Annotated in this window: 22 protein-coding genes; 11 read left to right on the forward strand and 11 right to left on the reverse strand. The window is 73.9% G+C overall.

All coding sequences use genetic code 11. The features are described 5' to 3' along the window. The 3 genes from mobF to E9529_RS13260 all read right to left on the reverse strand — a co-directional run. The coding region (gene mobF / locus E9529_RS13250) for a MobF family relaxase (RefSeq protein WP_236831629.1) at positions 1–3,552 on the reverse strand (3,552 nt) is incomplete at its 3' end. 474 nt (positions 3,553–4,026) lie between these two features. Beyond that, on the reverse strand, positions 4,027–4,629 hold the full coding sequence (locus tag E9529_RS13255; RefSeq protein WP_236831630.1) for a GNAT family N-acetyltransferase: 603 nt from the start codon (positions 4,627–4,629) through the stop codon (positions 4,027–4,029). Positions 4,630–4,945: 316 nt separating this feature from the next. Then, the gene (locus E9529_RS13260) at positions 4,946–5,458 is read right to left on the reverse strand and encodes a GNAT family N-acetyltransferase (RefSeq protein WP_236831631.1); all 513 of its coding nucleotides are present in this window, start codon (positions 5,456–5,458) and stop codon (positions 4,946–4,948) included. Positions 5,459–5,829: 371 nt separating this feature from the next. On the opposite strand from E9529_RS13260, the gene E9529_RS13265 reads away from it, so the two are divergent. Both E9529_RS13265 and E9529_RS13270 read left to right on the forward strand, forming a co-directional pair. Beyond that, the gene (locus E9529_RS13265) at positions 5,830–7,605 is read left to right on the forward strand and encodes an anthranilate synthase family protein (RefSeq protein WP_236831632.1); all 1,776 of its coding nucleotides are present in this window, start codon (positions 5,830–5,832) and stop codon (positions 7,603–7,605) included. 318 nt (positions 7,606–7,923) lie between these two features. Further along, entirely contained in the window at positions 7,924–8,433 is a 510-nt protein-coding gene (locus tag E9529_RS13270) for a GNAT family N-acetyltransferase (RefSeq protein ID WP_236831633.1), read from the forward strand. Positions 8,434–8,914: 481 nt separating this feature from the next. Here E9529_RS13270 and E9529_RS13275 read toward each other — a convergent pair whose 3' ends face one another. Beyond that, positions 8,915–9,433: a hypothetical protein gene (locus E9529_RS13275; RefSeq protein ID WP_236831634.1), complete on the reverse strand. Its 519-nt coding sequence runs from the start codon at positions 9,431–9,433 to the stop codon at positions 8,915–8,917. Positions 9,434–10,279: 846 nt separating this feature from the next. Between E9529_RS13275 and E9529_RS13280 the strand changes: the two genes are divergently transcribed. The 3 genes from E9529_RS13280 (at position 10,280) to E9529_RS13290 (ending at position 14,861) form a co-directional block, all read left to right on the forward strand. Beyond that, positions 10,280–12,544, forward strand: coding sequence for an immune inhibitor A domain-containing protein (locus tag E9529_RS13280; protein WP_236831635.1), 2,265 nt, complete (start codon positions 10,280–10,282; stop codon positions 12,542–12,544). Positions 12,545–12,822: 278 nt separating this feature from the next. Next, a complete protein-coding gene (locus tag E9529_RS22435) occupies positions 12,823–13,740 on the forward strand; it encodes a hypothetical protein (RefSeq protein ID WP_236831636.1) in 918 nt (305 codons plus the stop codon). Positions 13,741–13,814: 74 nt separating this feature from the next. After that, positions 13,815–14,861 (forward strand): GGDEF domain-containing protein, encoded by a 1,047-nt coding sequence (locus E9529_RS13290; protein ID WP_236831637.1) that lies wholly within the window; start codon positions 13,815–13,817, stop codon positions 14,859–14,861. Here the strand turns inward: E9529_RS13290 and E9529_RS13295 are convergent. Genes E9529_RS13295 through E9529_RS13310 form a run of 4 tightly spaced genes read right to left on the reverse strand, consistent with a single transcriptional unit; the run spans position 14,858 to position 18,030 of the window. Then, positions 14,858–15,979 (reverse strand): NAD(P)/FAD-dependent oxidoreductase, encoded by a 1,122-nt coding sequence (locus tag E9529_RS13295; RefSeq protein WP_236831638.1) that lies wholly within the window; start codon positions 15,977–15,979, stop codon positions 14,858–14,860. The genes E9529_RS13290 and E9529_RS13295 overlap by 4 nt on opposite strands. Positions 15,980–16,006: 27 nt before the next feature. Beyond that, positions 16,007–16,942, reverse strand: coding sequence for an alpha/beta fold hydrolase (locus tag E9529_RS13300; protein WP_236831639.1), 936 nt, complete (start codon positions 16,940–16,942; stop codon positions 16,007–16,009). Positions 16,943–16,992: 50 nt separating this feature from the next. Beyond that, positions 16,993–17,565 (reverse strand): TIGR00730 family Rossman fold protein, encoded by a 573-nt coding sequence (locus tag E9529_RS13305; RefSeq protein WP_236831640.1) that lies wholly within the window; start codon positions 17,563–17,565, stop codon positions 16,993–16,995. A gap of 3 nt (positions 17,566–17,568) precedes the next feature. Beyond that, positions 17,569–18,030, reverse strand: coding sequence for a MaoC family dehydratase (locus E9529_RS13310; protein ID WP_236831641.1), 462 nt, complete (start codon positions 18,028–18,030; stop codon positions 17,569–17,571). A 141-nt stretch (positions 18,031–18,171) separates the two neighbouring features. On the opposite strand from E9529_RS13310, the gene E9529_RS13315 reads away from it, so the two are divergent. From E9529_RS13315 to E9529_RS13330, 4 genes are all read left to right on the forward strand, one after another. Continuing rightward, positions 18,172–18,666, forward strand: a complete 495-nt coding sequence (locus E9529_RS13315) for an NUDIX domain-containing protein (protein ID WP_236831642.1) — start codon at positions 18,172–18,174, stop codon at positions 18,664–18,666. Between the two features lie 9 nt (positions 18,667–18,675). Then, positions 18,676–19,566 carry a 1,4-dihydroxy-2-naphthoyl-CoA synthase gene (locus E9529_RS13320; protein ID WP_236831643.1) on the forward strand — a complete coding sequence of 297 codons (891 nt, stop codon included), beginning with the start codon at positions 18,676–18,678 and terminating at the stop codon, positions 19,564–19,566. Positions 19,567–19,580: 14 nt separating this feature from the next. Beyond that, positions 19,581–19,913 carry a hypothetical protein gene (locus tag E9529_RS13325; RefSeq protein ID WP_236831644.1) on the forward strand — a complete coding sequence of 111 codons (333 nt, stop codon included), beginning with the start codon at positions 19,581–19,583 and terminating at the stop codon, positions 19,911–19,913. Positions 19,914–20,048: 135 nt separating this feature from the next. Next, the gene (locus tag E9529_RS13330) at positions 20,049–20,642 is read left to right on the forward strand and encodes a TetR-like C-terminal domain-containing protein (RefSeq protein WP_236831645.1); all 594 of its coding nucleotides are present in this window, start codon (positions 20,049–20,051) and stop codon (positions 20,640–20,642) included. Between the two features lie 12 nt (positions 20,643–20,654). Here E9529_RS13330 and E9529_RS13335 read toward each other — a convergent pair whose 3' ends face one another. Continuing rightward, the gene (locus tag E9529_RS13335) at positions 20,655–21,356 is read right to left on the reverse strand and encodes a TetR/AcrR family transcriptional regulator (protein WP_236831646.1); all 702 of its coding nucleotides are present in this window, start codon (positions 21,354–21,356) and stop codon (positions 20,655–20,657) included. A gap of 163 nt (positions 21,357–21,519) precedes the next feature. Here E9529_RS13335 and E9529_RS13340 point away from each other — a divergent pair, with 163 nt between their 5' ends. Both E9529_RS13340 and E9529_RS13345 read left to right on the forward strand, forming a co-directional pair. Further along, positions 21,520–22,641 (forward strand): NDMA-dependent alcohol dehydrogenase, encoded by a 1,122-nt coding sequence (locus E9529_RS13340; RefSeq protein WP_236831647.1) that lies wholly within the window; start codon positions 21,520–21,522, stop codon positions 22,639–22,641. Between the two features lie 38 nt (positions 22,642–22,679). After that, positions 22,680–23,357, forward strand: coding sequence for an HAD family hydrolase (locus E9529_RS13345; protein ID WP_236831648.1), 678 nt, complete (start codon positions 22,680–22,682; stop codon positions 23,355–23,357). A 141-nt stretch (positions 23,358–23,498) separates the two neighbouring features. Here the strand turns inward: E9529_RS13345 and E9529_RS13350 are convergent, their stop codons facing one another. After that, positions 23,499–24,338 carry a glycerophosphodiester phosphodiesterase family protein gene (locus tag E9529_RS13350; protein WP_236831649.1) on the reverse strand — a complete coding sequence of 280 codons (840 nt, stop codon included), beginning with the start codon at positions 24,336–24,338 and terminating at the stop codon, positions 23,499–23,501. 230 nt (positions 24,339–24,568) lie between these two features. Then, complete coding sequence (locus E9529_RS13355) at positions 24,569–25,534, reverse strand: glucosyl-3-phosphoglycerate synthase (protein ID WP_236831650.1); 966 nt, start codon at positions 25,532–25,534, stop codon at positions 24,569–24,571. Positions 25,535–25,647: the final 113 nt, after the last annotated feature.

A 25,647-nucleotide genomic window follows, 5' to 3' on the forward strand; every position in this document is an offset into this window, starting at 1 on the left:
GCCGGGGACGGGGGCGGGTGTCCGCGGGCGCGCCGATTCGCGCTGCTCGGGGCTCGCCGAGCGCCGGGTGCGCCAGGCCTCGCGTTCGCGATCGAGCCGGTCGGGCGGCTGAGTGCGGAGAGCCGGTTCGGCGGTGAGGGTGGCGATGCGCGTCCGGGCGTCGGTGAGCTCCTGGCGGGTGGTGGCGATGTCGCGGGCGAGGTCGCCGAGCCGGCCGGCCGGGTCGGAGGTCCAGGCGACGGGTCCGAGCGGGTCGAGCCGTTCCTCACGCTTTCGACAGGCTTCGGCCAGGGCACGCCGGGCCTGCTCGTGCGCGTCCCTGGCGGCGTCGGCGGCCGCGCAGAGCTGCGCGTGTTCGGGGTGGGCGTGTTCGGCCGCCTGGCGGGCGGAGGCATCGAGCGACCTCCACAGGGCCGGGCGGTCGTCGAACCAGCCGGCAACCGGCGCGAGATCCTTCGGGTCGGTGGGCAGGGACGGCACGAATGGCCGCCACCGGTCGGCCCAATCGGTGAGCTGCTCGCCGGCCCGCGCCATCGCGCCTCGCCGGAGTCCGAGCCGGCCGGGACCGTCGAGCACGACTCGTGCGGCCGCGCGCGCGGCGTCGCGTTCGCCATCCCAGCGAGCGAGCAGCGTGTCGCGGGCCTGGTCGGCGTGGGCGGTGACGGCCGCCCCACTGTCCCCGGCCCGCTTCTCCGCCCTTTCAGCGGTGATCGCCGTCCGCCTACTGGTGGCTTCGAGGCTCGCGAGTTCGCCGGCATGGGGAGCTTCGAGCGCGACGACCTCGCGCAACGTGTCGCGCTCCGGCTCCCAGTAGGCAAGTCGCTGAAGGCAGCGCTGCTCGGCGGTCCACGCCGTGCGCAGCTCGGCCAGCACGTCGGCCAGCGGGCGGGTCCGCGCGTAGCGGGCGGCCTCGGCGGCGGCGAGCTGGGCGGCGTGCGCGGGGCCGAGGTCGGGGCGGTCGCGGGCGAAGACGGCGACCCACTGTTGCCGGGCCTCATCTGGGTCGGTGGCGACGAGGTGGGCGGTGTTCGCGGTTCGGCCGCGGGTCATCCCGACGTAGGCCGACGAGGCGCCGGTGTGCTCGCCGACGACCACCTGCGACGCCGTGACAGTGTCGCCCTGCACGCCGTACGCGGTGGAGGCGTAGGCGAGCTCGACGTGCTCGGTGACGTAGTCCGCGGGCAGCACCCGCGCCCCTCGTGGGTCCGGGGTGACAGCGCCGGACCCGTTCCCGGGGACGGGTCCGGTGGGGGTGACGAGCAGTGCGCCGCGGCGGCCGACGGCGGCGACGACCCAGACGTCGCGGTTGGCGACGTCGAGGTGGCGGTCGTTGCGGCGGGTGGCGATCCGGTCCCCGGCGCCGATCCGCTCCCCGGCGCCGGTGACCGCCACCGTCCGGTCGTCGACCCGGCCGGCGGCGACCAGCCGTTCGCGGATGGCGGTGTTGAACTCGGCGGCCTGCTCGCGGGTGTCCACCACCACGGCCACCCGGCGGCCGTCGGCATAAGAGGCGGCGGCGGTGGCGGCCAGCGCGTCCTGCAGCGCGGCGGCGTCGGGGAAAAGCTGGATCTGGCCGCGGGCGAGGAGGGCGTCGAAGACGGCGCCGGGGTCCTCGCCTGCGCGCATGGCCAGGGTCAGCGCGGCGTAGCCGGTGTCGGGTGTTGTGCGGCCCTCCTGGTCGGCGCGGGTGAAGCGGTGCACCGCGTCGAGTGTCAGTTGCGCCGCGGGCTCGGCTTGGCCGATGGCGAGGTCCAGGACGCCGCCGCGGCCGACCGCGGAGAGCTGGTGCCGGTCGCCGAGCAGCGCCACCCGGACCTGGCACTCGTCGGCGACGGTGAGCAGCGCGCGGGCGGTGTCCTGATCGAGCATCCCGGCCTCGTCTATGAGCAGCAGATCACCGGGCCGCAGCCGCCCGGCCTCGCTCGGCCCGGCGTAGACACCGCCGGTCACCGGGTCGACCTCGCCGGCGGTGAGCCGGGTCCAACGCCCCTCGTCGTTCCAGCGCCAGCCGTGCCCGAAGGCCAGGGACGCCGCCGACCCGGCGGCCGCACCCACCTCGCCGGCGGCCACCTTGGCCGCCTTGCGCGTGGGAGTGACCACCACCAGCCGGCGGCCCTGCGCCTCGAGCACGCCGCGGGTGGCGGACAGGGTGGTGGTCTTTCCCGCCCCCGCGGCGCCCTCGACCACCACCAGGGGTCGGTCGCCGGCCAGCGCGGCGACCGCCGCGGCCTGGCCGGCATCCAGCCGACCGGCGGCAGCCACGGGCTCGACCGGAGATGCCGGGCCGGTGTCCGACACACCGGGTGCGGCGCGGGCGGCGAGCCGGGCGGTCAGGTCGGCCTCGACGTCAAGCACCACCTGCGAGGTCCAGGCCCGGATGTGCTCCGGTACCCCATCGCGGTCCAGCAACGGCAGGCAGCGATCGAGGGCGCGGGCGGTGAGGTCTTCGGCCAGCTCGATGCGCACCGCGGCGTCGGCGACGACGCCTTCGGCGGCGATCAGCCGCTCGGCCTCGCCGCGGATGTCGGCGGAGTTCCACGCCGACCGCGCCGCCGCCAGCCGGACCAGCGCGCGCTGCACCAGCTCGTCTCGATCGAGGGCCCCGACCGGGGTGGGAGCCAGGTTGACCGGGCCGGCGGGGTCGCGGTAGCCGAGGGCGGACAGCTCGGCCCGCCAGCGTTCGGCCAGCCCGACCCCGGGCTGGGCGGTGACCTTGTCCGGGCGGCCGTCGGCCCACGCCCGGGCATCCCACGTCCGGCGCAGCACCGGTCCGGGGGATTCGCCGGGGTGCGCCGCGGCCCATTCGGCCTCGTAGCGGTCCACATTCCGGGCGATCTGGGCGTGCCGGGCGCTGAACGTGCCCGCGTACTCGGTGAGCTCCCGTAATTCTCCCGTACCGTCTTTCCGGTAGCCGTGCGCGGCAAAGGCGGCGTTCAATTCCGGATCACACGCCATCGCCGCGTGCCCGATCCCGTTGATCGCGCCCAGGAAGTCCCGGACCCCGACGGTGTGTAGCCCGCGCCATTTGCCGGCCGCGAACACCCGGGACAGCAGCTGCAGGTGCAGGTGCCAGTGCGGGTCGTTCGCGCGGGAGGTGTAGTGCCGGACCGTCGCGGCCTCCAGCACCTCCAGCGGCAGCTGCACCTGCCCGCCCCGCGGGCCCATGCGGGTGGTGGCGTGCTGGGAGAGCCAGGTGATGATCTGCTCGGCGGCGCGGTCCTGCGCCGCCTCGTACACGGCCGCGATGTCCGAGTGCAGCGCGGCGGCCAGCGACCACGTCTTTGGGCCATTGACCACCACCTCGGCGAACCGCACCGCGTGCTCGTCGCCGCGCAGCCGCCCCCTCGGCTCACCCGTCTCCGGGTCGCGGCCGGCCACCCACGTCTCGTAGCCGTCGCCGGTCAGCGGGACCAGCTCGGCCACGCGACCGTCGGTGGCGCTGAACCGGCGGGCGATCCCGGTGCCCTCGGTGAGGTAGTAGTCGTCCGCCCGACCCCGGTCGGCCTCCACGTAGTGCCGGGCAGCCGCCGGCGCGCCGGCGTAGATCTTCATTCCACCGTGCATTCTCAACGCCACCCAACAATGACCAACAAGTCACCCCTAGAAACGCCACTGGGCCCCGCGAAGCGGGACCCGAACTACCTCCGAAGGTAGCATTCGTGCCGCTTCTTTGGAACGGATTGCAATAGCTATGGTCGGCGCTGTGCGGAGTTGTGGAGTCCGGGCTTATGAATGCGATTGGTCATCGTTGACGGCTTCAGAAATGGTCGCCATGTTGCATGGACGCGTCAGGCTGCGCGAAGAGGTCGACTGTCCGTCGAGGAGCTCCCTTCTGCCGGATGGCGACGTTCGTCGGGAGCTATCGCCCCTGGTTTCAGGCGATCGTCGGCAGAGGTGACCATGTACCGGATGTCGCCCCCCAGCCGGGCGGGCGTTGCGGGACACCACGGAGAGCCCACCCATCGCGAGCTGTGGCGTTCCCGTTCGGGATTCCCCCGCGGGACAGTCCCGTTGGAGCTCCGCGGGTCAGCTGGCGAGACGAGCTTGGAGCGCGTCGCGGACGGCCGGCCACTCCTCAGCCAGCACGCTGAACAGGATGGTGTCTCGAACGGTGCCGTCGGCGCGCCGCTGGTAGCGGCGCAGCGTCCCCTCGTAGCGCGCGCCCAAACGGGCGATCGCCTGCTGCGAGCGGACGTTGCGCACGTCGGTCTTGAGCTGCACACGTCCGACTCCGAGCACGTCGAAGGCGTGTCCGAGGAGTAGCAGCTTGGTCTCCGGGTTCACCGAGGTACCCCACACCGGCGGGGTGTAGCTCGTGGAGCCGATCTCCAGGCGAGCGTCGCTGACCGAGATGTCCAGATAGGAAGACATTCCCCCCACCGCCCCGGTCGGCAACCCGGCGACCGGCTGAACGAGTCGGACTAGCCACGGCAGCCGGCCTGATGCAATGCCCCGCTGTAGCAGGCCCGCCATCTCGTCGGCGTCTGCGGGACGCCCGGCGACGTGACGCCACACCGCGTCGGCGTCGAGTGCGGTGAAGAGCTCGCCGGCGTCTCGCTCCGGCACCACCGGGGTGAGGACGACGGTTCGCCCGCGCAACTTGGTGTCCGTCGCCAGGGGCCAGGTCATCGTCGGCCATGGGACGTCCGTGGGACGAGGGTCGGCGATGGGAGTGAAGAATGGGACAGCCACGGCCGCAGCAGATCATAAGCGCGCTGGTGACGTGCACCCCGGCACCGGGCAACGCTTGCCGTACGCCGGCCGGAGCACCGGCGCGGCCCTCGCCGCCTTCCGGGCCGTCACCGCTCTTGCCCGGCCACCCGGGAGGGAGGACCGGAGGGGGCACGCCCGCTCGGAATCCCCTGCAGAACGTCGGCGCTACGAGAATCGAACCGCCGGGATATTGCCGTAGCAGGTTTCCTCATCGGGACGTTACAGAAGGCCCCTACGCGTCGTTGACCTGAGGACTCACGTAGACCCACAGGTCCAGCTTCGCGCCTTCGCCGAGGTGGAGCGCCAGGGATTCGACTCGGCGCCAGGCCTCCGACTGGTACAAGGCCACCGGAGCCTTGAGCGTCTTTCCCACGTCGAGCACGGCCCGTTGCCCGCGCTCTCGCGCCTGAGCGGTCGCGTAGCGCAAGAGGGTTCGTCCAACACCGCTGCGGCGCAGTCCAGGGCAGGTGAACAGTCTCGACACGACCGCCAGCCGGTCGGCAGGTAGGCCGGTCGCACGCTGAGCGGCGGCGAGCGTCGGGTCCAACGAAGCCTGATGTAGCGCGACGTGCCCAACAATGCGGCCATCGTGCTCGGCGACCCACGCGGCCACCTCGTAGTCAGGGGTGATGAACGCCGGAACGTCGTCGGGGAGGTAGAGCGGGTAGCCGTCCGCCTGGTGAACCCGCATCAGCAGTTCAAGGCACTGCGCCTCGTCGCCTTCCTCCTTCTCGCGTACCAGCACGGGTCGCACGCTAGCGACAGCCCTGGGACACAACTCGGACGGTCCATTCTTCGCGGGCGTCCAGCGTGTTGCTTGCCAGGGTGACTGTGCCGCATCCGGGGTGCGGATGCCGGTGCCCGACAGTCGGTGCCCTACAGTGCCAACGTGCACACAGCTCAGCTGACTTGGTGGCGCGCCTGCTGAGGCGCCCACCCGCACACCCCTGAGTCCCGCGGCCGCCTCGTTCGAGGCGGCCGTTCGTATTCTCCATCGGTCGGTTCGGACGGCGGTCATCTCCCCTGGAGGACCCCGTGCCCCCTCTGCTGTCCCGCCTGATCCACGATCCCGCCGCCCAGCCCTTTGCCATTCTGCGACGTGCCGGAGGTCCCGGCGTGGAGGTGCTCACCGGCGACGTTGTCGACGTCGAGCGGCTCGCTGACATCCCGCTGCCGGAGCCGGCCAGCGGGGCGCCGGGCCCGCAGGTGCTGGTCGCCGTTCCCTACCGGCAGGTGGCCGAGCGCGGCTTCACCTGCCACGACGACGGCGCCCCGCTGCGCTGCCTGGTGGTCCGCGACTCCGAGGTGCTGACTCGGGAGGAGGTACTGAGCTTGCTGCCCGATGAGGACCCCGGTGTGCACGGCAGCGACTTCGACGTCCCGGACAACGCCTACGCCGACCTGGTCCGGCGGGTGGTCGCCGAGGAGATCGGCCGGGGCGAGGGGGCCAATTTCGTGCTGCGCCGGGACCACCTCTCCACCGCCTCGGCTCCTCCGGCGACCACAGCGTTGAGGGTGCTGCGCCGGCTGCTGGTCGGTGAGCCGGGCGCCTACTGGGCTTTCGCTCTGCATGCCGGCGACCTGACGATGGTCGGGGCGACCCCGGAGCGGCACGTCAGCTGTGCCGGCGGCGAGGTGGTGATGAACCCGATCAGCGGCACCTACCGCTTCCCGCCCGCCGGGCCGACCACCGAGGGGCTGCTCGCCTTCCTGGCCGATGACAAGGAGGTCGAGGAGCTGTTCATGGTGGTCGACGAGGAACTCAAGATGATGAGCCGGGTCTGCTCCCGCGGCGGGCAGGTGATCGGTCCGCTGGTGCGGCAGATGAGCGCGCTGGCCCACACCGAGTACCTGCTGCGCGGGCACAGCGATCACGACGTCCGCGAGGTGCTGCGGGAGACGATGTTCGCCCCCACCGTCACCGGGTCACCCGTGGAGAACGCCGCCCGGGTGATCGCCCGCCATGAGACGACCGGCCGCGGCCACTATGCGGGCGTGCTGGCACTGATCGGGACCGACGACGCCGGGGCACGCACGCTGGACGCCCCCATCCTCATCCGGACGGCGTACCTGGAACCCACCGGCGTGGTCCGGGTGCCGGTCGGGGCGACCCTGGTCCGGCACTCGGACCCGATCGCCGAGACCGCCGAGACCCACGCGAAGGCGGCCGGCGTGCTGCGGGCCTTGGGTGTGCTGCCCGCGCCGGAGCACCGCCCGGTCCCCCGGCTGGCCGACCAGCCCGGGGTCGTCGAGGCGCTCGCCCGACGGAACGAACGGCTCGCCCCGTTCTGGGCTCAACCCCAGCACGACCGGCCGGATCCAGCGTTGGCCGGGCGCAGCGCCTTGGTGGTCGACGCCGAGGACGCGTGGACCCAGATGCTGGCGCACCTGCTCCGCCGACTGGGGATGATCGCCACCGTTCGCCGCTGGGACGACATCGACCCTGCGGACGACACCGCCGATCTGCTGGTCGCCGGCCCCGGGCCCGGTGACCCCCGCGACTTGGCCGTCCCCCGGATCGCCGCCCTGCACACCCTTGTGCGACAGCGCCTGAACACCGGCCGGCCACTGCTCGCGGTGTGCCTCAGCCACCAGGTACTGGCCATCCAGCTCGGGCTCGCCGTCGTCCCATTGCCGGTGCCGCACCAGGGCACGCAGCGCAGCATCGACCTGTACGGCGAGCAGGTGCGGGTCGGCTACTACAACACCTTCACCGCCGCCGTCCCGCCGTCGGGGCTTCCCGGCGTGCAGGTCGCCGCGGAGCCGGGCACTGGGGAGGTGCACGCACTCCGCGGGCCGGGGTTCGCCTCGGTGCAGTTCCACCTCGAGTCCCTGCTCTCCCCCGACGGGCTCGAGGTGCTCACCGGACTCGCGCGGAAGCTGCTGCCGTGACGACACCGGTGACCGCCACCGGCAACTGCGGTGCGCGAGGTATCCAGGGATGGAGGACATCGACGAGCAGGCGTGATGGCTACGAGGGTTCGGCCTGCGGAACAGGCGTCGCAACACGACCATCCTCGACAGCGGGAGGATGGGCGGGTCCCTGTACATGGGCTACGTTGCGTCCATGCCGACGTCCCTCGACCGCCGCTTGTGGCGCCTCGCGCAGCGAGCGCGCCGCTGCATCCTGCCCAGGCCGCCGCTTCCGGCAGCCGGCCGGGCGATTCGCCCTTCGTGATGTGCTGTGGGAAGCAGATCCGAAGGAGCTTCATGCACGCCGATCAAAGTCCGGTCTGCGACGTGGTCATTGCACCGGCGGTGGACGAGGACGCCGGTGAGCTGCTGACTCTTCAGCGCGCCGCTTATGCCACCGAAGCACGTATTTACGGTGATCCCGAACTGCCCGCGCTGATCCAGACCTTGCCCGAGCTGCAGGCCGAGCTGGCCACGGCCACCGCGTCGAAGGCCACCGTCGGCCACCGCATCATCGGCGCAGTCCGCGCCCGCGTGGATGGGACGGTGCTGCACGTCGGCCGCCTGACCGTGGCTCCTGACTGGCAAGGACGCGGCATCGGGTCCCGCCTGTTGACCGCGGTCGAGAGCCACCACAGCGACCAGGTGGACACCGCGGCACTGTTTACCGGTCACCTCAGCGAAGCCAACTTGGCGATGTACGCCCGCCGCGGTTACCGCGAGCAGCGACGCGAGCAACTGAGCCCGGGCGTGGTCCTGGTGCACTTGACCAAGCCGCTGCCGGCGACCGACGGGCCGACCCGATGAGCAGCTACGACGACAGGGCCGATGATCTCCAACTGGCGTTCGACGCCTCGGGCGTGGCGGCGCAGCTCGCCCTCGCTCACTTCGAGGGCGGCGTCTCGGTAACGCTGAAGGCCGACGGCGCACCCGGTCACCAGCGGGGCGCACGAAGGCTAGCTGTACCCCCGCGGTCTTGTCCGCTTTCCCATAACCCGCTCCAACTCCGGCTGCGCCGGCCGGGGGAAGGGTGGGCCGGAGGACCATCCCGGAGGGACGCGCAGCGCCCTTCCGGTGGCCGGCGCAGCCGGAGATCATTCAGCGGTGGCGGGGAGCGGATGAGCCGTCCCGGCACGGGGCAGCCATGACTCCCGAGCCCCGAGGCGTGACAGGTGTCCACTCACGTCCTATAGTTGGCGATGCCCACGGCAATAGCTGTGCGGAAGTGAGCCCGAGACCCGGCCGGACGACCGTGGCGCTCGGGCTTCGCGCTTTCCGGGCCTCGGCGTCACACCTGGCGGACGCCGTTGATGGCGGGGCCGATGCGGCGCCGCCAGTCCCCGCCTCTGGCCCAGCACCACGCGACGGCGTCCGGCAGCGCGAGCAGTAGCTCGGCGCCGGCTCGGCGGTGGTCGTAGCGCAGCGTCTCCGCGCACCCGGCGTAGCGGGCAGCGTGGTAGAGGATTCGACGGTCGGAAGCCACCAGGGTGTCGTCCTGCTCCAGCACGAGAGCGTGGTCGCCACGCGCTGCGGCGTCGTCGACCAGCAGCCGGAGGCATGCCTCTCGGCGGTCACGGTCGGTCCGGTGACGACGGGCGGCGTCGTAGACGATGGCCCGCACGCCGCAGCCGACGATGGCCGAGGCGATCGCTCGCCGCCGCGGGTCGCTCTCGTCCTTCATGTGCAGCCGACGCTGTCCGGGGAGAACCAGGTCCCGCAGTACCTTCCGCACGGCATGGAGATCGCCGACCGGCACGGCGACGGCGGCCAGCAGATAGCCGCGTCGCTTGGACTCGTCGACGAACACGTGCGCCCCACTGGCGCTGATCACTGTGGTCTCACTGGAGCAGATCTTCGCGGACCCCGTCGTGCACGTTGCCGTGGGGGGTCGATGCCGCCGGATGACCGGGCCCATTGGCGAGCATTCGCACACAGTCCGCAGATAGTTCGTACAACGCCGGAAAACGGCGGCGGCACGGTTGCTGCGGCCGGATCTTCGTGCCCGCTGCGTGCCCGTAGTACGGGCACGCAGCGGGTATTGGCGGTAACCGATGGCCTCAGCGATCTCGGCGTTGACCTCGGAAAACGATTGATCGTTGTTGGTTCGATGAGCCCCTGAACCAAGCTTGAAAACCGCTAAGAGGTAACCCCTCTTCGTGGGTTCGAATCCCACGCCCTCCGCGTCGTGATGTCGCACGACATCCCGGACGCCCGGACCCACGGATCGTGGGTCGGGACCGGCCGGCGCAGCCGGGGTCCCGGGCCGCCTGCTCCCGGCCGTCCGCGTCGGCCGGACAGCGCCGCCGACCTGCGGGGATCTGCGCCGCACGGGCCGGCCGGGGCACCAGTTCGAGCCTGCGAGGCCGCCCACGGATGTTGTGTCCGAGATCTCAGATACGGCGTCGTCGTCCCACGCTCTGAGACGTCGTCGACCCGTTTCGGAGCCGACCAGAACTGTTTCGCAAGGGTAAAGAGCCTGGTCGTCCCAGCAGTTCGCGCCGGTGGGGCGGGTTCCGGTGTGTGACCGGTCCGTACCGCTCTGTGGACAGAGTTGCGAGGCTCACCTAACGTCCCGGCCGACCGCCCGAGAGGGCCGCCGGTGGCTCCCCGCCGGTCGGCTGGACGGTCTTCCTCTGACCCAGGAGACGCATCCTTGAAGAGAGCTCTGGCCGTCGTCGCCGGCGCCGCCCTGGTCATGGCGGTTCCCGTGACGGCTTCCGCCGCACCCCCCGCAGAAGACGCTCCGGCGACGCCGCAGCGCGCGCACGACCTGCCCAACCCGCTCGCCGAGACGCAGCAGGAGCTGCGCGCCGAGGCGCTCGAGCAGGTGCTCACCGGGCGGGCCACCCCGCGCGGCAACAACAAGGTCGTGGAGGTCGCCCCCGGCCGCTACGTCGAGCTGGCCCAGGAGGACAGCGACGCGATCTGGACCGTCCTCGGCGAGTTCAGCGACCTGCCGCACAACTCGATCCCCGAGCCCAAGCGTTCGGTGGACAACACCACCATCTGGACCGCGGACTTCTCGCAGGGCTACTTCGACGACCTGCTCTACAACTCCGACCCGGGCGTGAACTCGGTGGCGAACTTCTACGAGCAGCTCTCCTCGGGCCGCTACACCGTCACCGGTGAGGTCGAGGACTGGGTGCAGGTGCCCGGCACGGGTGCCTCGTACGGCGACAACGACCTGGGCGACAGCGCCGTCTGGGCCTTCATCAACGACTCGACCACCGCCTGGTACGAGGGGCAGCTCGCGTCCGGGAAGACCCCGGAGCAGATCGACGAGTACCTCTCGCAGTTCGACGTCTGGGACCGCTACGACTCCGACGGCGACGGCAACTTCGACGAGGCCGACGGCTACATCGACCACTTCCAGGCCGTGCACTCCGGTGAGGGCGAGGAGGTCGGCGGCGGGGTCCTCGGCGACGACGCCATCTGGAGCCACCGCTGGTACAACCAGACCAACCGGATCGGCACCGCCGGCCCGACGGTCGACGGCGCGGTCAACCCGCTCGGCGGTGCGCCGGTCGGCGGGTCGAAGTACTGGATCGGCGACTACACCGTCGAGCCCGAGAACGGCGGCGTCGGCGTCTTCGCCCACGAGTTCGGCCACGACCTCGGCCTGCCCGACCTCTACGACACCTCCGGCAACAGCGGCGGTGCCGAGAACAGCACCGCCTTCTGGACGCTGATGAGCTCCGGCTCGTACGGCAACTCGGGCCGCCCCGAGGACGGCATCGGCACCCAGCCGATCCACATGGGCGCGTGGGAGAAGCTGCAGCTGGGCTGGCTGAACTACGAGGTCGTCGCCCCCGGTGAGAGCGCGAACCTGCGCCTCGGCCCGTCGGCCTACAACTCCAAGGAGAACCAGGCCGCCGTCGTCGTCCTCCCCGAGAAGGAGGTCACCACCGAGATCGGCACGCCGTTCGAGGGCGAGGACTTCTGGTACTCGGGCTCGGGCGACAACCTCGACCACAGCATGCTGGCGGCCAAGCCGGCCGGCGCCGCTGAGCTGACCGCCAAGGTCAAGTACGAGATCGAGCAGGACTGGGACTACGCCTACGCGGTCTACTCCACCGACGGCGGGAACACCTTCACCTCGATTCCGACGAACCTGTCGACGACGACCGACCCCAACGGCCAGAACTTCGGCCAGGGCATCACCGGCAGCACCGGTGGCGAGTGGGTCGACCTGACGGCGAGCCTCGCGGGCGTGCCCGACGGCGCGCAGATCGGCTTCCGCTACTGGACCGACGGCGCCGCCACCGAGCCCGGCCTGCAGGTCGACGCCGTGGCGGTCGACGGCGACCCGGTGACGGAGTGGGCGCTGGACGGCTTCGAGGTCACCACCGGCACGACGACGAACTCGTTCTTCAACGCCTACATCCTGGAGAACCGGGCCTACACCGGTTACGACACGGGGCTGAAGACGGGGCCGTACAACTTCGGTGACCCGCGCCGGCCGAACTGGGTGGAGCACTTCCCGTACCAGGACGGTCTGCTGATCAGCTACTGGAACACCCAGTACAACGACAACAACGTCGGCGCCCACCCCGGCGCCGGGCTGGTCCTGCCGGTCGACGCCCACCCGGGCCTGCTCTACGAGCCGACCGACGACGAGGGCGAGGATCGCACCGACGGCGAGAGCTGGCGGCCGCGCGTCCAGTCCTACGACTCCACCTTCGGGCTGCAGCCGACCGACAAGATCACGCTGCACGACCCGGACACCGGCGTGGGCCAGAAGGTGGGTGGCCTCCCGGCCGTCCGGACCTTCGACGACACGCTCGACTGGTGGGTCGCGCCGGGCGAGCAGCCCGACGCCAACGGCTGGACGGGTGTCGACGTGCCGAAGACCGGCACGACGATCACCGTCACCGGCATGAGCGCGCAGGGCGCCCTCATGCAGGTGCGGGTCAACTGACCCGGTAGCGCACCCCGCGAACGGCCCGTCGGCACCCGCCGGCGGGCCGTTCCGCGTCCCCGGGCCGTCCCCCGCGAGCGCCGCCCGCGCGACATGCCCGGACGGCGCGCCGCCGGGCGTGACCGGGGTCGCATCGGGCGCAAAAGCCCAGGTCAGCGTGGTCCGTGTCGACATGGCGGCGGCCCGGGGGAGGGGTCACCGCACGACGGCGGAGGCCGTCGCAACGATCAGGTGACGGGGCTTTCGGAGTGGCGTCCGGGCCGCCGATGGAGAGGTCGGTGAGCCGTAGCTTCTCCCGTGATCGCGGCACCTTCCCCGGCCGCGACGCGCGCACGGAGGAGTCCCTGGTGATCATGGGCACGATGCTGCTGTGGCCGGCCGCGACGGTGCTGGGCTTCCTGCTCTGCACCGCGGTCGTGGTGGCGCTGGGCGCCAGCTCCACCGCCCGGTACGAGCACGCCCGCGCCGTCGCCGGTGAGCAGGCCGGGCGTGCGGCCGCGCTCGCCTCGGGCACCCACCCCGCCGGCCGCCGGGCCGCCGCCCCCGCCGGTGGCGGGCACCCGCAGCCGCGGCCGCAGCAGGTCGCCGTCGCCGTCCGCCCCGCCCAGGCCCCGGCCCGCGCGGCCGTCGCCGCGCCCGGCACCGCGCACGCCTGGTGGCTGGTCGACGAGGCCGGGCAGGTGCTGGCCGGCCCGTTCGACGACCGCATCGACGCCGACTGGGCCGCGCTGGCCGGCGGGCTCGCGGCCGTCTCGGTCCACGGCGCCCCGCGCCCGGACGGCGGCATCGCCCCCCGGCCCTCCCCGGCGGACCGGGCCTGGCTCGCCGAGCTCGGCGACCAGCTCGACCGGCTCCCGGAGGACTGGGACGCGCTGCTCACCGACACCGACCCGCTGACCACCCTGGTCGTGGAGGTCGCCGCCGCGCTGGTCGAGGCCGGGCTGCCGCTGCACGACGCCGCGGGGGCGGGGACCTCCGGCGGGGTCTGCCTCGTGCCGGAGACGAGCTCGTGCGGCGTCCTGGTCAGCTGGCGCACCCACGACCGGATGGGCGTGCAGCTCTCGCGGGGGGAGGGGGCCCTGGAGGCGGTGCAGGAGCTCATGGACGCCGCCCTGGCCGACACGCTGGCCGAGCTGGGCTTCGTCGTCCAGACCTTCGGCGCCTCCGGCGTCCCCCTGGTGACGGCGGTGCGCTGACCCCGGCCGGCGCCTGACCAGAACGGGGGAGGGCGTCCCTCCAGGAGTGGGCGCCGCGCGCCGATGCGGAGGGGGTGACCTTCCCGGAGCCGCTGCGAGCGCGCGAACCCCGTGCGGCGGCGCGGACGGCCGGCGGCGTGCTGGCGGTGTGCGCGCTGATGCTCACCGTCGTCGCCGTGCTGGGGCCCAGCGGGCCGCACGACGCCACCCCCACCGTGATGTGGGCCAGCGTGGCCGGGCTGGTCGTGGTCGCCGCCGCCTTCACCCGGCTCCCGCCGGAGCGGCTCGACCGGGCCGGGGCCTTCGTCCTGCTCGGCATCACCGGGGTCACGGTGCTGTGCCTGCTGGCCGTCGGCTCGGGCTCCACCTCCACGCGGACGCAGGCCTTCCTCGTCTTCGCCGTGCTGTACGCCGGGTTCCACATCCGGGCGGCGGGCGCGCTGCTCGTGACCGCGGTCGCCGTCGCGGCCGGGGTCGTCATGCTCTTCGCGTCGCAGCCGGTGACCTCCGCGGCCACCGACTCGCTCTTCTTCGGCTCCATGCTGACCGTGCTGGGCGTCCTGCTCACCCACGCGGTCGGCAAGCAGGAGCGCCTGGTGGCGGCCCTGCAGCAGCAGGCCGACGTCGACGCCCTCACCGGCCTGGTCGCCCGGCGGGTGTTCGACGAGGCGCTCGAGGAGCGCCGGCACGCGCCCGGGCCGGACGCGGGCACCGCGCTGCTGCTCCTGGACATCGACCGGTTCAAGATGATCAACGACGTGCACGGCCACCTCGCCGGGGACGACGCGCTGGTGCACCTGTCGGACGTGATCCGGCGGCAGATCCGCTCGGTCGACGCGCTGGCCAGCCGGCTGGGCGGTGACGAGGTCGCGGTGCTGCTGCGCGACTGCTCCCGTGAGGTCGCGGCCCGCCGGGCCGAGGAGCTGCTCGACGCCGTCCGCCGGGCGCCGCTGCGGCTGCCCGACGGCACCCACCACGTGCTCTCGGTGAGCGTCGGCGTCTCGCACGTACCGGACGCGGTGGCCGACCTGCGCGAGCTCTACTCCTCCGCCGACATCGCCCTCTACACCGCCAAGCGCGGTGGCCGGGGCCGCGTCGAGGTGGCGCTCACCGGGGCCTAGAGCCGGGGCAGGTGGCGGGCCGCGCCGGCGAGCGCCCGCAGGGTGAGCCGGCCGTCGGCCAGCCCGAGCCGCACCACGTCGTCGAACACCTGCTGCCGCGCGCCGGCCGAGCGCAGCACCGCCTCCATGAGCGCCGGCCGGCGGCTGAGCCGGGACGCCGTCGCGGTGTGCCGCAGGTGGACGCCCAGGCGGCGTCCCAGCGCCCGCCGGTAGGCCGCGCCGGCTCCCGCGCCCGCACCGGCGGCCGCGCCGGCCAGCGCCCCCGACAGCACCGCGTAGAAGATGCCCTCCCCGGTGAGGGGGTTGATCAGCGCGGTCGCGTCACCGGCGAGCAGCACCCGGCCGTCGGGCTGCCGGGGCCGGCCGGTGCTCAGCGGCAGCCGGTGGGCGCGCAGCCCGTCCGGCGCGACGCCGGGCAGCAGCCGGCGCAGCCCCTCCTCCAGGCCCGCCCGGCTGGCCCCGCCGGACACGAGCTCGCCGTAGCCGACGTTGGCCCGCCCGTCGCCGAGCGGGAAGGACCACGCGTAGGCCGGCCAGCGCTGCTCGGTGGTCACGAGGACCTGCACCCCGGCCTGGCCCGGGAGCTCGGGGGCGTAGCCGCGCAGCGCCACGGCGAGCTCCGCGGGGGCGTTGCGCCGCACCCCCAGCGCCCGGCGGACCACCGACTCGGCGCCGTCCGCCCCGACCAGCACCCCGGCCGTGACGGACCCGTCCACCTCGACGCCGTCCGGGCGCACCCGCACCTGCCGCACCTGCTGCCGGCGGAGCACCGCCCCGGCGTCCTGGGCGGCCGCTACGAGCCGGGCGTCGAGGACCACCCGCGGGACGACGTGCGAGGGGCGCCCGGTGGCCCGCTCGACGGTGGTGCCGCGCGGCGAGGTGAGCCGCAGCCGGGGGACCGGCGGGAAGCCGGCGGTGAGGGTGGCCGCGTCCACGCCCAGCCCGGCGAGCACGTCCAGCGCCTCGGCCGCGATGCCGTCGCCGCAGACCTTGTCGCGGGGGAACCCGGCGCGGTCGAGCACCAGCACGCGGGCGGTGGGATCGGCCCGCCGGGCGGCCAGGGCGGCAGCCGCGCCGGCCGGCCCGCCCCCGACGACGACGACGTCCCAGTGCTCCACCGGGCCGACGCTAGGTGAGCGGCCGGGTCAGCGCGCGACCGCCCGCGGGACGCGGTCCCAGTTCTGCGCGAGCAGCCGCCGCCAGCTGTCCAGGTCGTGGTCGGCGGGCTCGGTGGTGGCGATGAAGTCCAGCAGCACGTCGCAGAAGCGGTCGGGCTCGTCCAGGTGCGGCCAGTGGCCGGCGTCCTCGAACACCTCGACCCGGGCCGAGGGCACGGTGGTGCGCACCGTCTCGGCGTGCTGGGCCGGGACGATCGGGTCGCGGCCGCCCCAGATGACCAGCATGGGCACCGAGTCGGCCAGGTACAGCCGGTCGAGCGCGGTCACGGCCTGCCCCCGGACGTCGACCACGCCGCGCAGCGTGCGCAGGAACGCCCGCCGCGCCTCGGCGTCCTGGAGGGCCAGCAGGGCGTCGACCGCCTCGGTGAGGTCACCGACCTGGCGGAACCCGGTGGCGCGGCCGAGCGCCTCGACCACCCGCAGGCCGCCGCGCAGCGGGCCCGAGACAGCGGCGAGCGCGCCCACCACCAGCTCGGCCCCGGGCAGGGTGGCCGCCCGCAGCCCCGCCGAGAGCTCCGGCCCCAGCCCGCCGCTGCCCACCAGCGCCAGGCGCTGGCAGCGCTCGGGGAACTGGTAGGCGAACTGCAGGGCGATGCCGCCGCCGAGCGAGTGCCCGACCACGGTGGCCCGCTCGACGTCGAGCACCGAGAGCAGGTCGCGCATGCCGTTGGCGTAGGCCGCGATGGAGTAGTCGCCCCGCGGCTTGTCCGACTCGCCGTGCCCCAGCAGGTCGGGGGCGATGACGGTGTGCTCCTCGGCGAGGCGCTCCACCACCCCGGCCCAGGTCTGGCAGTTGTTCCCCATGCCGTGGAGCAGCAGCAGCGGCGGGCCCTCCCCGGCGAGGAGGAAGGCCCGCTTGTGCCCGTGGACGATCCGCGACCGGCGGACCAGGCGGGGTGCCACGCGCCCAGTGGACCACGGCCCGTGTTGCCCGCGGGTTACGGCTGCCGCGGTCAGGCCGACGACGGCGCCGTCCACTTCCGCGGCGGGTGCACGTAGCCCTCGACGAACCGGAGCAGGCCCGGGGCGTCGTCCACCACGCCGAGCGCCTCCAGCCGCGCCGCGTCGAGGTAGCCGTCGTCGACCATGCGGCGCAGCTGGGCCAGCAGCGGCTGCCAGAACCCGTCGACGTCCAGCAGCGCCGCCGGCTTGGCGTGCAGCCCGAGCATGCCCCAGGTCCAGGCCTCGAAGAGCTCCTCGAGGGTGCCCGCGGCGCCGGGGAGGGCGACGAACGCGTCGGCGAGGTCGGCCATCAGCGCCTTGCGCTCGTGCATGGTCTGCACGACCTCGAGGCGGGGCAGCCCGGGGTGGGCCAGCTCGTCGTCGACGAGGTGCTGCGGGATCACCCCGACCACCTCGCCGCCGGCGGCCAGGGCGGCGTCGGCGACGACGCCCATCAGCCCGACGCGGCCGCCGCCGTAGACGATGCCGATGCCGGCCCGCGCGAGCCCGGTGGCGAAGGCCGCGGCGGCCTCCGCGTGGGCCGGCGGGCCGGCGTGCGACCCGGTGAAGACGGCGACGCGCATCCGCTACTTGCCGCCGTAGTAGCGGAAGACCGGCTCGGCGATGCAGACCGGCTTGTCCCCGCCCTCGCGCTCGATCACCGCGCCCAGCGTGACCTGCAGGCCGCCGGTGACCTCCTCGACCGACTTCAGGGTTGCGGTCAGCCGCACGCGGGAGCCCACCGGCACGGGGGACGGGAAGCGCACCTTGTTCAGCCCGTAGTTCACGCCCATCACCGTGTCGGTCACGGCGAGGACCTGGGAGGAGAGCGAGGCCAGCAGCGAGAGGGTGAGGTAGCCGTGCGCGATCGGGCCGCCGAAGGGGCTCTCGGCCTTGGCGCGCTCGACGTCGACGTGGATCCACTGGTGGTCGCCGGTCGCGTCGGCGAAGAGGTTCACGTGCTCCTGGGTGACCTCGTGCCAGTCGCTGCTGCCGAGCTCGGTGCCGGTCAGCCCCTGCAGCTCGGCCATGGTCGTCGTGGTGCTCATCGGGATGCGCTCCTCCGTCGGACGTGGGTGCCTCCAGGCAACGTAGTCCTGGCCGGCGTCGCGCTCTGCCCACCCCGGGTGGGCAGAGGGCGACGTCCCCGGTCCCGGCACGGCGGCGCGGAACCGGGTTCACTGGCCGACGTGCTCACCTCGACCGACGGCTGGACGGCCTGCGACCAGGGGCACCGCCACTGGGGGCGGGCCGGCGCGGCGGGCCTGCTGATCCACCGCGACGGCCCCGACGGCGTCGAGCTGCTGCTGCAGCACCGGGCCTGGTGGTCCCACCACGGCGGCACGTGGGGCACCCCCGGCGGCGCGCTGCACGCGGGGGAGGCCCCGGCCGACGGCGCCCTGCGGGAGGTGGCCGAGGAGCTCGGGCTCACCGCGGCCGACGTCGTCCTGGGCGCGCACTCGGTGGACGACCACGGGGGCTGGGCCTACACGACGGTGCTCGCCCGGCCGGCGCGCCCGTTCGAGGCGGTGGACCTCCGGCTGGACGGCGAGAGCGACGGTGTGGCGTGGGTGCCGCTGGCGGGGCTGTCCGCGGTGGCGCTGCACCCGGGGCTGGCCGCCTCGCTGGACCGGCTGCGGCCGCTGCTCGAGGACGGCGCTGCCCGGCCCCCGGCCGCGGGTTAGGTTCGGCGCATGAGCGCCCGCGACGACGTCTCCGAGATCTTCGACAGCTCCGCCTGGGCGCCGGTCGAGGGGTTCGACTTCTCCGACATCACCTACCACCGCGCCGTGGACGCCGGCGTCGTCCGCATCGCCTTCGACCGCCCCGAGGTGCGCAACGCCTTCCGGCCGCAGACCGTCGACGAGCTGATCACCGCACTGGAGCACGCCCGGCTGTCCACCGACGTCGGCTGCGTCCTCCTCACCGGCAACGGCCCGAGCCCGAAGGACGGCGGCTGGGCGTTCTGCTCCGGCGGTGACCAGCGGGTGCGGGGCAGGTACGGCTACGAGCACGACAAGGGGCGCTCGAGCGGCCGGCTGCACGTCCTGGAGGCGCAGCGGCTGATCCGCTTCATGCCCAAGGTGGTCATCTGCGTCGTCCCCGGCTGGGCGGCCGGCGGCGGGCACAGCCTGCACGTCGTCTCCGACCTCACGCTGGCCAGCGAGGAGCACGCGCGGTTCAAGCAGACCGACGCCGACGTCGGCAGCTTCGACGGCGGGTTCGGCTCGGCCTACCTGGCACGGCAGGTCGGCCAGAAGTTCGCGCGGGAGATCTTCTTCCTCGGCGAGGAGTACACCGCGGCCGACGCCCACGCGATGGGCATGGTCAACCGCGTCGTCCCCCACGCCGAGCTCGAGGCGACCGCCCTGGACTGGGGCCGGAAGATCGTGGCCAAGTCGCCGACCGCCCAGCGGATGCTCAAGTACTCGTTCAACCTGATCGACGACGGCCTGGTCGGCCAGCAGCTCTTCGCCGGCGAGACCACCCGGCTGGCCTACATGGCCGAGGAGGCCGTCGAGGGCCGGGACGCCTTCCTCGAGAAGCGCGACCCCGACTTCACCCGATTCCCCTGGCACGTCTGAACGAGGAGGACCGCATGATCGTCGAGATCGTCACGGGTGCCGACGAGCGCCCCGAGGCCCGCGTGGTCGACGTCGAGGACCTGGCCACCCTGCACCTGGCCCTGGGCGTCGTCACCGACGCGGAGGCGGCCGAGGCGCTGGAGCGCTCGGGCCTGGGCCGGCTGCAGGACGCCGAGACGGCGGTGCTCGACGTGGCCGCGCTGCGGGCCGCCGCCGAGCCGCGGGCGACGGCGCCGGGCTGGACCTCGCGGTGGGACGAGATGATCGCCGGCGCCCGCGCGCAGGGCTCGCTCTCCGACGACGGCGCCAACCTCCGGGTGCACGTGGAGAGCGCCGCGGGTGCCTGATCGGCCGGGACGCGGCGTCACGGGGCCACTGCGCGGCGAGTTGCCCGTCACGAAGATGATCGAGATCGTTGTGGTCGCCCCGTCCGAGGCGCAGGATGTGCCGGTGCAGATGACATGGCGCGTCGGGGTGCGGTCGTGAGCGGGACGCCGGGGCGACCGCTGAGCGCGGAGCTGTCCGAGCAACTGCTCGCCGTCGCCGTCGACATCCTGGCCGACGAGGGCTGGGGCCGCCTCAACAGCGACCGCATCGCCGCGCGCGCCCGTGCGGGCAAGGCCGGCATCTACCGGCGGTGGCCCTCCATGTCGGCGCTGGCCCGCGCCGCGGTGAGCCGGTTCGACCTCGTGGTCGTGCCCGAGGACGCCGGCTCGCTGCGCGGCGACCTGCTGGGCCTGATCACCGACCGCTGGACCCAGCCGCTGGACCGGCAGGAGCGTGCAGTCGCCAGCCTGGTCGGCGCGGCCCGGCACGACGAGGAGCTGCGGGCCGGGCTCGACGAGGCGCTGGTGCAGCCGTTGGCCGCCGCCGTCCAGACCCTCGGCGAGCGCGCCCAGCAGCGCGGGGAGCCGGTGCGCCTGGAGCGGCTGCGGCTGCTCGCCTCGGTGCTCGAGGCATTCTGGTGGCAGCGCTACCGGATGGCCGAGCCGCTGACGCCCGACCAGGTCGAGTTCGTCGCCGACGAGGTGCTGCTGCCGCTGCTGCGGCCGGTCGGCGAGACCGTCGCGGTCTGAGCCCGTCCCGGGTCAGCAGGCCAGGCGCGCGGGCGGCTGGCCTGCTGCGGCGCGGAGCCGTCGCAGCAGGTGGTCGGCGCTCTCCGCGAGCCCGTCGAGCACCTGGTCGGTGAGGCGCTGCAGCTCGGCGCCGATCTGCGCCGGGTCCGCACCGGAGGTGATCGCGGGGCGCTGCCGCAACAGCAGCGCCCGGATCGCCGAGGGCCACGTGGCGGCGGTGAGCGCCGCCGTCGTGCCCGGGTCATCCAGCACGAGGCCGTCGTGGGCGGGCTGGGTCCAGGCCTCGGCCAGCGCGTCGGCGAGCAGCCGCTCGCACTCGCTGACCAGGTGGCTCTCGTGCGCGCGCAGCGCGTCGGACTCCGCGACGAGCCGCACGTGGTGCCGGTGGTCGGGGTCCTGCAGGGCCTCGATGCGCTCGCGGACGAAGGCGCCCAGGTAGCCGATCAGCGCGGACAGCGGGCACTCGCTGAGCGCCCGGTGGCGGACGGCGTCGGCGGGGCCCTGCACCCACGGGGTGCGGCCGTCGAAGAAGAGCGCCTCCTTCGTGGCGAAGTGGTTGAACACCGTCTGGACGGCGACGTCGGCCGCGCGGGCGACGTCGGCGATGGTGACCGCGTCGTAGCCGCGCTCGGCGAACAGCTCGTGGGCCACCGCGCGCACGTGCGCCCGCGTCTGCGCCTTCTTCCGCGCACGGCGGTCGCTCTGCTCACTCACAGTCCCAGCTTAGGTACTGAACGTTCTCTCTGCTCGGACGACGGACCGGGATGTCCGCGGGGGTGCGCGCGGGAGGCGGGAGGCCACCGGGCACGATGGCCGCGGGTGGGCCCGGCCGGAGGTCCCGGGCGCCCGTTCGACGACTGCGAGGAGGGGCCGCCCCGTGCGGACGAGAGCTGCGGTGCTGCGCGAGGCCGGGACGGAGTACGAGGTCGTCGACCTGGAGGTGCTCGACCCCGGGCCCGGTGAGGTGCTGGTCGAGATGGCCTACGCCGGCCTCTGCCACTCCGACGAGCACCTGCGGCACGCGAACCCCGGCGGGCGCTACCCGATCGTCGGCGGTCACGAGGGCTCCGGCGTGGTGCAGGCCGTCGGCGCCGGCGTGACCGGCGTGGCGCCCGGCGACCACGTCGTCACCAGCTTCCTGCCGGCCTGCGGGCACTGCCGCTTCTGCGCCTCGGGCCGCTCCAACCTCTGCGACAAGGGCGCGACGATCGCGACCGGCCAGCTGCCGACGGGCACCTTCCCGTACCGCCTCGACGGCGAGCCGCTGGGCGGGTTCTGCATGATCGGGGCCTTCGCGCGGCACACGCTGCTCAGCCAGTTCTCCTGCGTGAAGATCGACCCCTGGCTGCCGCTGGACACCGCCGCGCTGGTCGCCTGCAGCGTGCCCACCGGGTGGGGGTCGGCGGTCTACTCCGGCGGCGTCCGGCCCGGGGACACGGTGGTCGTCGTCGGCCTCGGCGGGGTGGGCGTGAACGCCGTGCAGGGCGCGGTGCACGCGGGCGCCATGCACGTCATCGGCGTCGACCCGGTGGCGATGAAGCGGGAGTTCGCCGAGTCGCTGGGCGCCACCCGCACGGTCGCCGACGCGGGGGAGGCGGTGGCCCTGGCCCGCGAGCTCTCCCGCGGGACCGGCGCCGACGTCGTCGTCGTGACGGTGGGGAAGATGACCGGTGAGGTCTTCAAGGCAGCGTCGGCGTGCCTGGGCAAGGGCGGCACCCTGGTGCTGACCGCGCTCGCCGACCGGCCCGACGAGGGGCGGGCGACGCTGAACGGGCAGGTCACCACCGTGTTCGAGCACCGCGTGCAGGGCTCGATGTTCGGCTCGTGCAACCCGTTCACCGACATCCCGAGGCTGCTCCGGCTGCACGAGGAGGGCCGGCTGGAGCTCGGCCGGCTGATCACCCGCCGCTATGCGCTGGACGAGGTGAACCAGGGCTACCGCGACCAGGCCGCCGGGGAGACCGTGCGGGGGCTGCTGGACCACACCCGCGGCGTTTAGTGCACTAACCGCCGCCCGGGGTGGGCACAGGGCGGCGCATGAGTGAGCCCCGCATCGCCGTCCTCGACGTCGACGGCACCCTCGTCGACACCAACTACCAGCACGCCCTCGCCTGGTACCGGGCCTTCCGGTCGCTGGGCGAGACGTTCCCGGTCTGGCGCATCCACCGGCTGATCGGCATGGGCGGTGACCGGTTGCCGGCCGAGCTCGGGGGTGACGACGTCGAGGCGCGCATCGGCGAGCAGGCGCGCGACCGCTGGGTGGAGGAGTTCGACCGGCTCATCGACGAGGTGACGCCCCTGCCCGGGGCCCGCGACCTGCTCAGCGCGTTCGGCGACCGCGGGCACCGGGTGGTGCTGGCCAGCTCCGGCAAGGCCAAGCACGTCGACCACTTCCTGGACCTGCTGGGCGCCCGGGACCTCGCGGAGGCCTGGACCACCAGCGAGGACGTCGAGTCGAGCAAGCCGGCGCCGGACCTGCTGCAGGTGGCGCTGCGGAAGCTCGGCGAGCCGGTGGACGCGGCCAGCGTCGTCGTCGGGGACTCGGTGTTCGACGTCGAGGCGGCGGCGAACGCCGGGATGCCCGCGCTGGTGGTGCGCTCCGGCGGGTTCGGCGACGACGAACTGCGCGGGGCGGGCGCGGTCGACGTCTTCGACACCCCGGGTGACCTCGCGGCGGCGCTGGACCGGCTGGACCTCTCCGCCCGCCCGGCCTGACGCCGGGGGACCACTCGCCGACCCTGACCACCCGCCGCCGCCGGGGGCAGGTGGGTGGTCGGCGGCAGTAGGGCTCTGCCCCGCCGGTGTGGGCAGAGTGCTACTGGCCCGGGGTGGGGTTGCCGGGTCCGGCGGTGTGCGTCACGCCGCGGGGGTGGTGCCCCGGCCGAGCCGGCGCAGCGCCTCGTCGGGCCGGTCGGTGATGATCGCGTCGACCCCCAGGCCGATCAGGAAGTCGATGTCGGCGGGCCGGTTCGCCGTCCACACGTGCACCTGCTTGCCCGCGGCGTGCGCCTCCGCCACGAACCCCGGATCGGCCCGCACGAGCGCCACCCCCGGCCCGACCGCGCTCATCGACCCCGCCAGCAGCTCCGTGCGTACCGCGCGCAGCCGTTTCCCGATGAGCTGCACGGTCGGGACCGCCGGGGCGAGCGCCTGCACGCGGCGCACCGCGAGCTGGGAGAAGCTCATCACGCGGAACGCCGGCCGGCCGCCCCACTGCGCCGGACGCTCGCCCTGCAGCAACCCGTAGCGGCGCAGCGACCGCACCAGCTCCTGCTCCACCCGGCTCGCGTGCCGGGTCGGGTGCTTGGTCTCGATGGCCAGCCGGACGCTCCCGGGCGTCGCGGTCACGTACTCGAGCAAACGGTCCAGGGTGAGCACGCGCCCGTCCTCGACGTCGGGCTCGTCGGAGACGGCGGTGATCGTGTCGTCCGCCCACCGGTCCCGCCGGCCGCGCCGCGCACCGAACCGGAACTGCTCCAGCTCGGCGAGGTGCAGGGCGGAGACGACGCCGCGGCCGTTCGAGGTGGTCCGGACGCGGCGGTCGTGGACGCAGACGAGCACGCCGTCGCGCGTCATCCGCACGTCGCACTCCACCGCGTCGGCGCCCACCTGGGTCGCGTTCCGGTAGGCGGCCAGCGTGTGCTCGGGCGCCTCCGCGGTCGCCCCGCGGTGGGCGACGACCTCGGGGGCGGTCACCGGCGCGGACGGGGGGAGCGGACGTGCGGCACGGGGCGATCTTCCTCGCCCAGGGCGGACGCGGCGACCGAACGCGAGGCGCTCGAGGCCCGGTGACCGGCCGGCCCGACCCGTCGACCTCGCCCCATGGCTGCCGACCGCGCCGCACACCGCGAGGTCGACCACCACACGGCGAGGTCGAGCGCTCGGGTCAGGCGCGGCGGTGAGGCGGCGAGGTGAGGACGGCGCGGTCAGACGGCGACGCGGGCGCGGTACTCGGCGACGGTGATCATCGGCGGGCGCTCGTCCACGGCGACGGCGCTGCTCCGCGGCACGAATCCCCGCCCGTCGTGCCGGAACTGGGTGAGCAGCCCGCTGGCCCCGCGCCCGCCCGCGGCCCGGGACAGCACCGTGGCGACCACCTGCCCGGCCATCTCCCCGAGCGCCTCGACGTCCTGCGAGGTGTGCCGGCGGGTGCCGAGGTCCACCTGGGCCAGTGAGGAGAGCCCGCCCAGCCGCAGCAGGTCGACGAGCAGGCCCACCTCCACGCCGTAGGCCGAGACGAACGGCACCTGCTCCAGCACCGAGCGGCGGCCGGCGTACTCCCCGCCGAGCGGCTGCACGATCCCGGCCAGCTCGGGCCATAGCGCGTTGAGCAGCGGCCGCGCCGTCAGCTCGGTGACCCGCCCCCCGCCCGCGGGCACCACGGTGTCGCCGACCTCCAGCGGCCGGGTGTAGCAGCCCTTGACGTAGGCCACCTGCGGATCGGTCAGCAGCGGCGCGAGCAGCCCGGGCACGTAGTGGGCGACGTCGCCGAGCAGGTCGGCGTCGAGGAAGACGACGAGGTCGCCGGTGGTGGCGGCCAGCGACTTCCACAGCGCCTCGCCCTTGCCCCGCCGGGTGCCCGCACCCGGCAGCACGTCGGAGGTGGCCACGACCGAGGCCCCGGCGGCCCGGGCGACGGCGGCGGTGGCGTCGGTGCTGTCGGAGTCGACGACGACGAGTTCGTCGACCAGCGGCACGCCGCGGACCCAGTGCGCGTGCAGGTCGGCGACCAGCCGGCCCACCGTCGCCTCCTCGTCGCGGGCGGGGAGGACGACGCTGACCCGGTGCCCGCCGCGCCGCTTGGCACGCAGCAGCGCGTCGACGTCGACCTCGTCGAGGGACCGGGCGGTCGACGTGCGATCGGCGAACCAGGCGCGGGCGTCGGGTCTCACGGCCCCCACTGTCCGGCAGGCCGGGACCGCGCACCAGACAAGCGCCCGGCTGTTCACCGGCCCGTCACGGGAACGTTCCCCGCGCCCGCCCCGCGACGTGCGAGGACGTCAGA

This window comes from Blastococcus sp. KM273128 (assembly GCF_021698975.1).
Taxonomy (GTDB): Bacteria; Actinomycetota; Actinomycetes; order Mycobacteriales; family Geodermatophilaceae; genus Blastococcus.

Coding starts and splice junctions, on each gene's coding strand:
- E9529_RS13325 (WP_236831644.1), top strand. CDS start 19,581: ATGATCGTCGAGATCGTCACGGGTGCCGACGAGCGCCCCGAGGCCCGC.
- E9529_RS13345 (WP_236831648.1), top strand. CDS start 22,680: ATGAGTGAGCCCCGCATCGCCGTCCTCGACGTCGACGGCACCCTCGTC.
- E9529_RS13270 (WP_236831633.1), top strand. CDS start 7,924: ATGCACGCCGATCAAAGTCCGGTCTGCGACGTGGTCATTGCACCGGCG.
- E9529_RS13255 (WP_236831630.1), bottom strand. CDS start 4,629: ATGACCTGGCCCCTGGCGACGGACACCAAGTTGCGCGGGCGAACCGTC.
- E9529_RS13305 (WP_236831640.1), bottom strand. CDS start 17,565: ATGCGCGTCGCCGTCTTCACCGGGTCGCACGCCGGCCCGCCGGCCCAC.
- E9529_RS13320 (WP_236831643.1), top strand. CDS start 18,676: ATGAGCGCCCGCGACGACGTCTCCGAGATCTTCGACAGCTCCGCCTGG.
- E9529_RS13310 (WP_236831641.1), bottom strand. CDS start 18,030: ATGAGCACCACGACGACCATGGCCGAGCTGCAGGGGCTGACCGGCACC.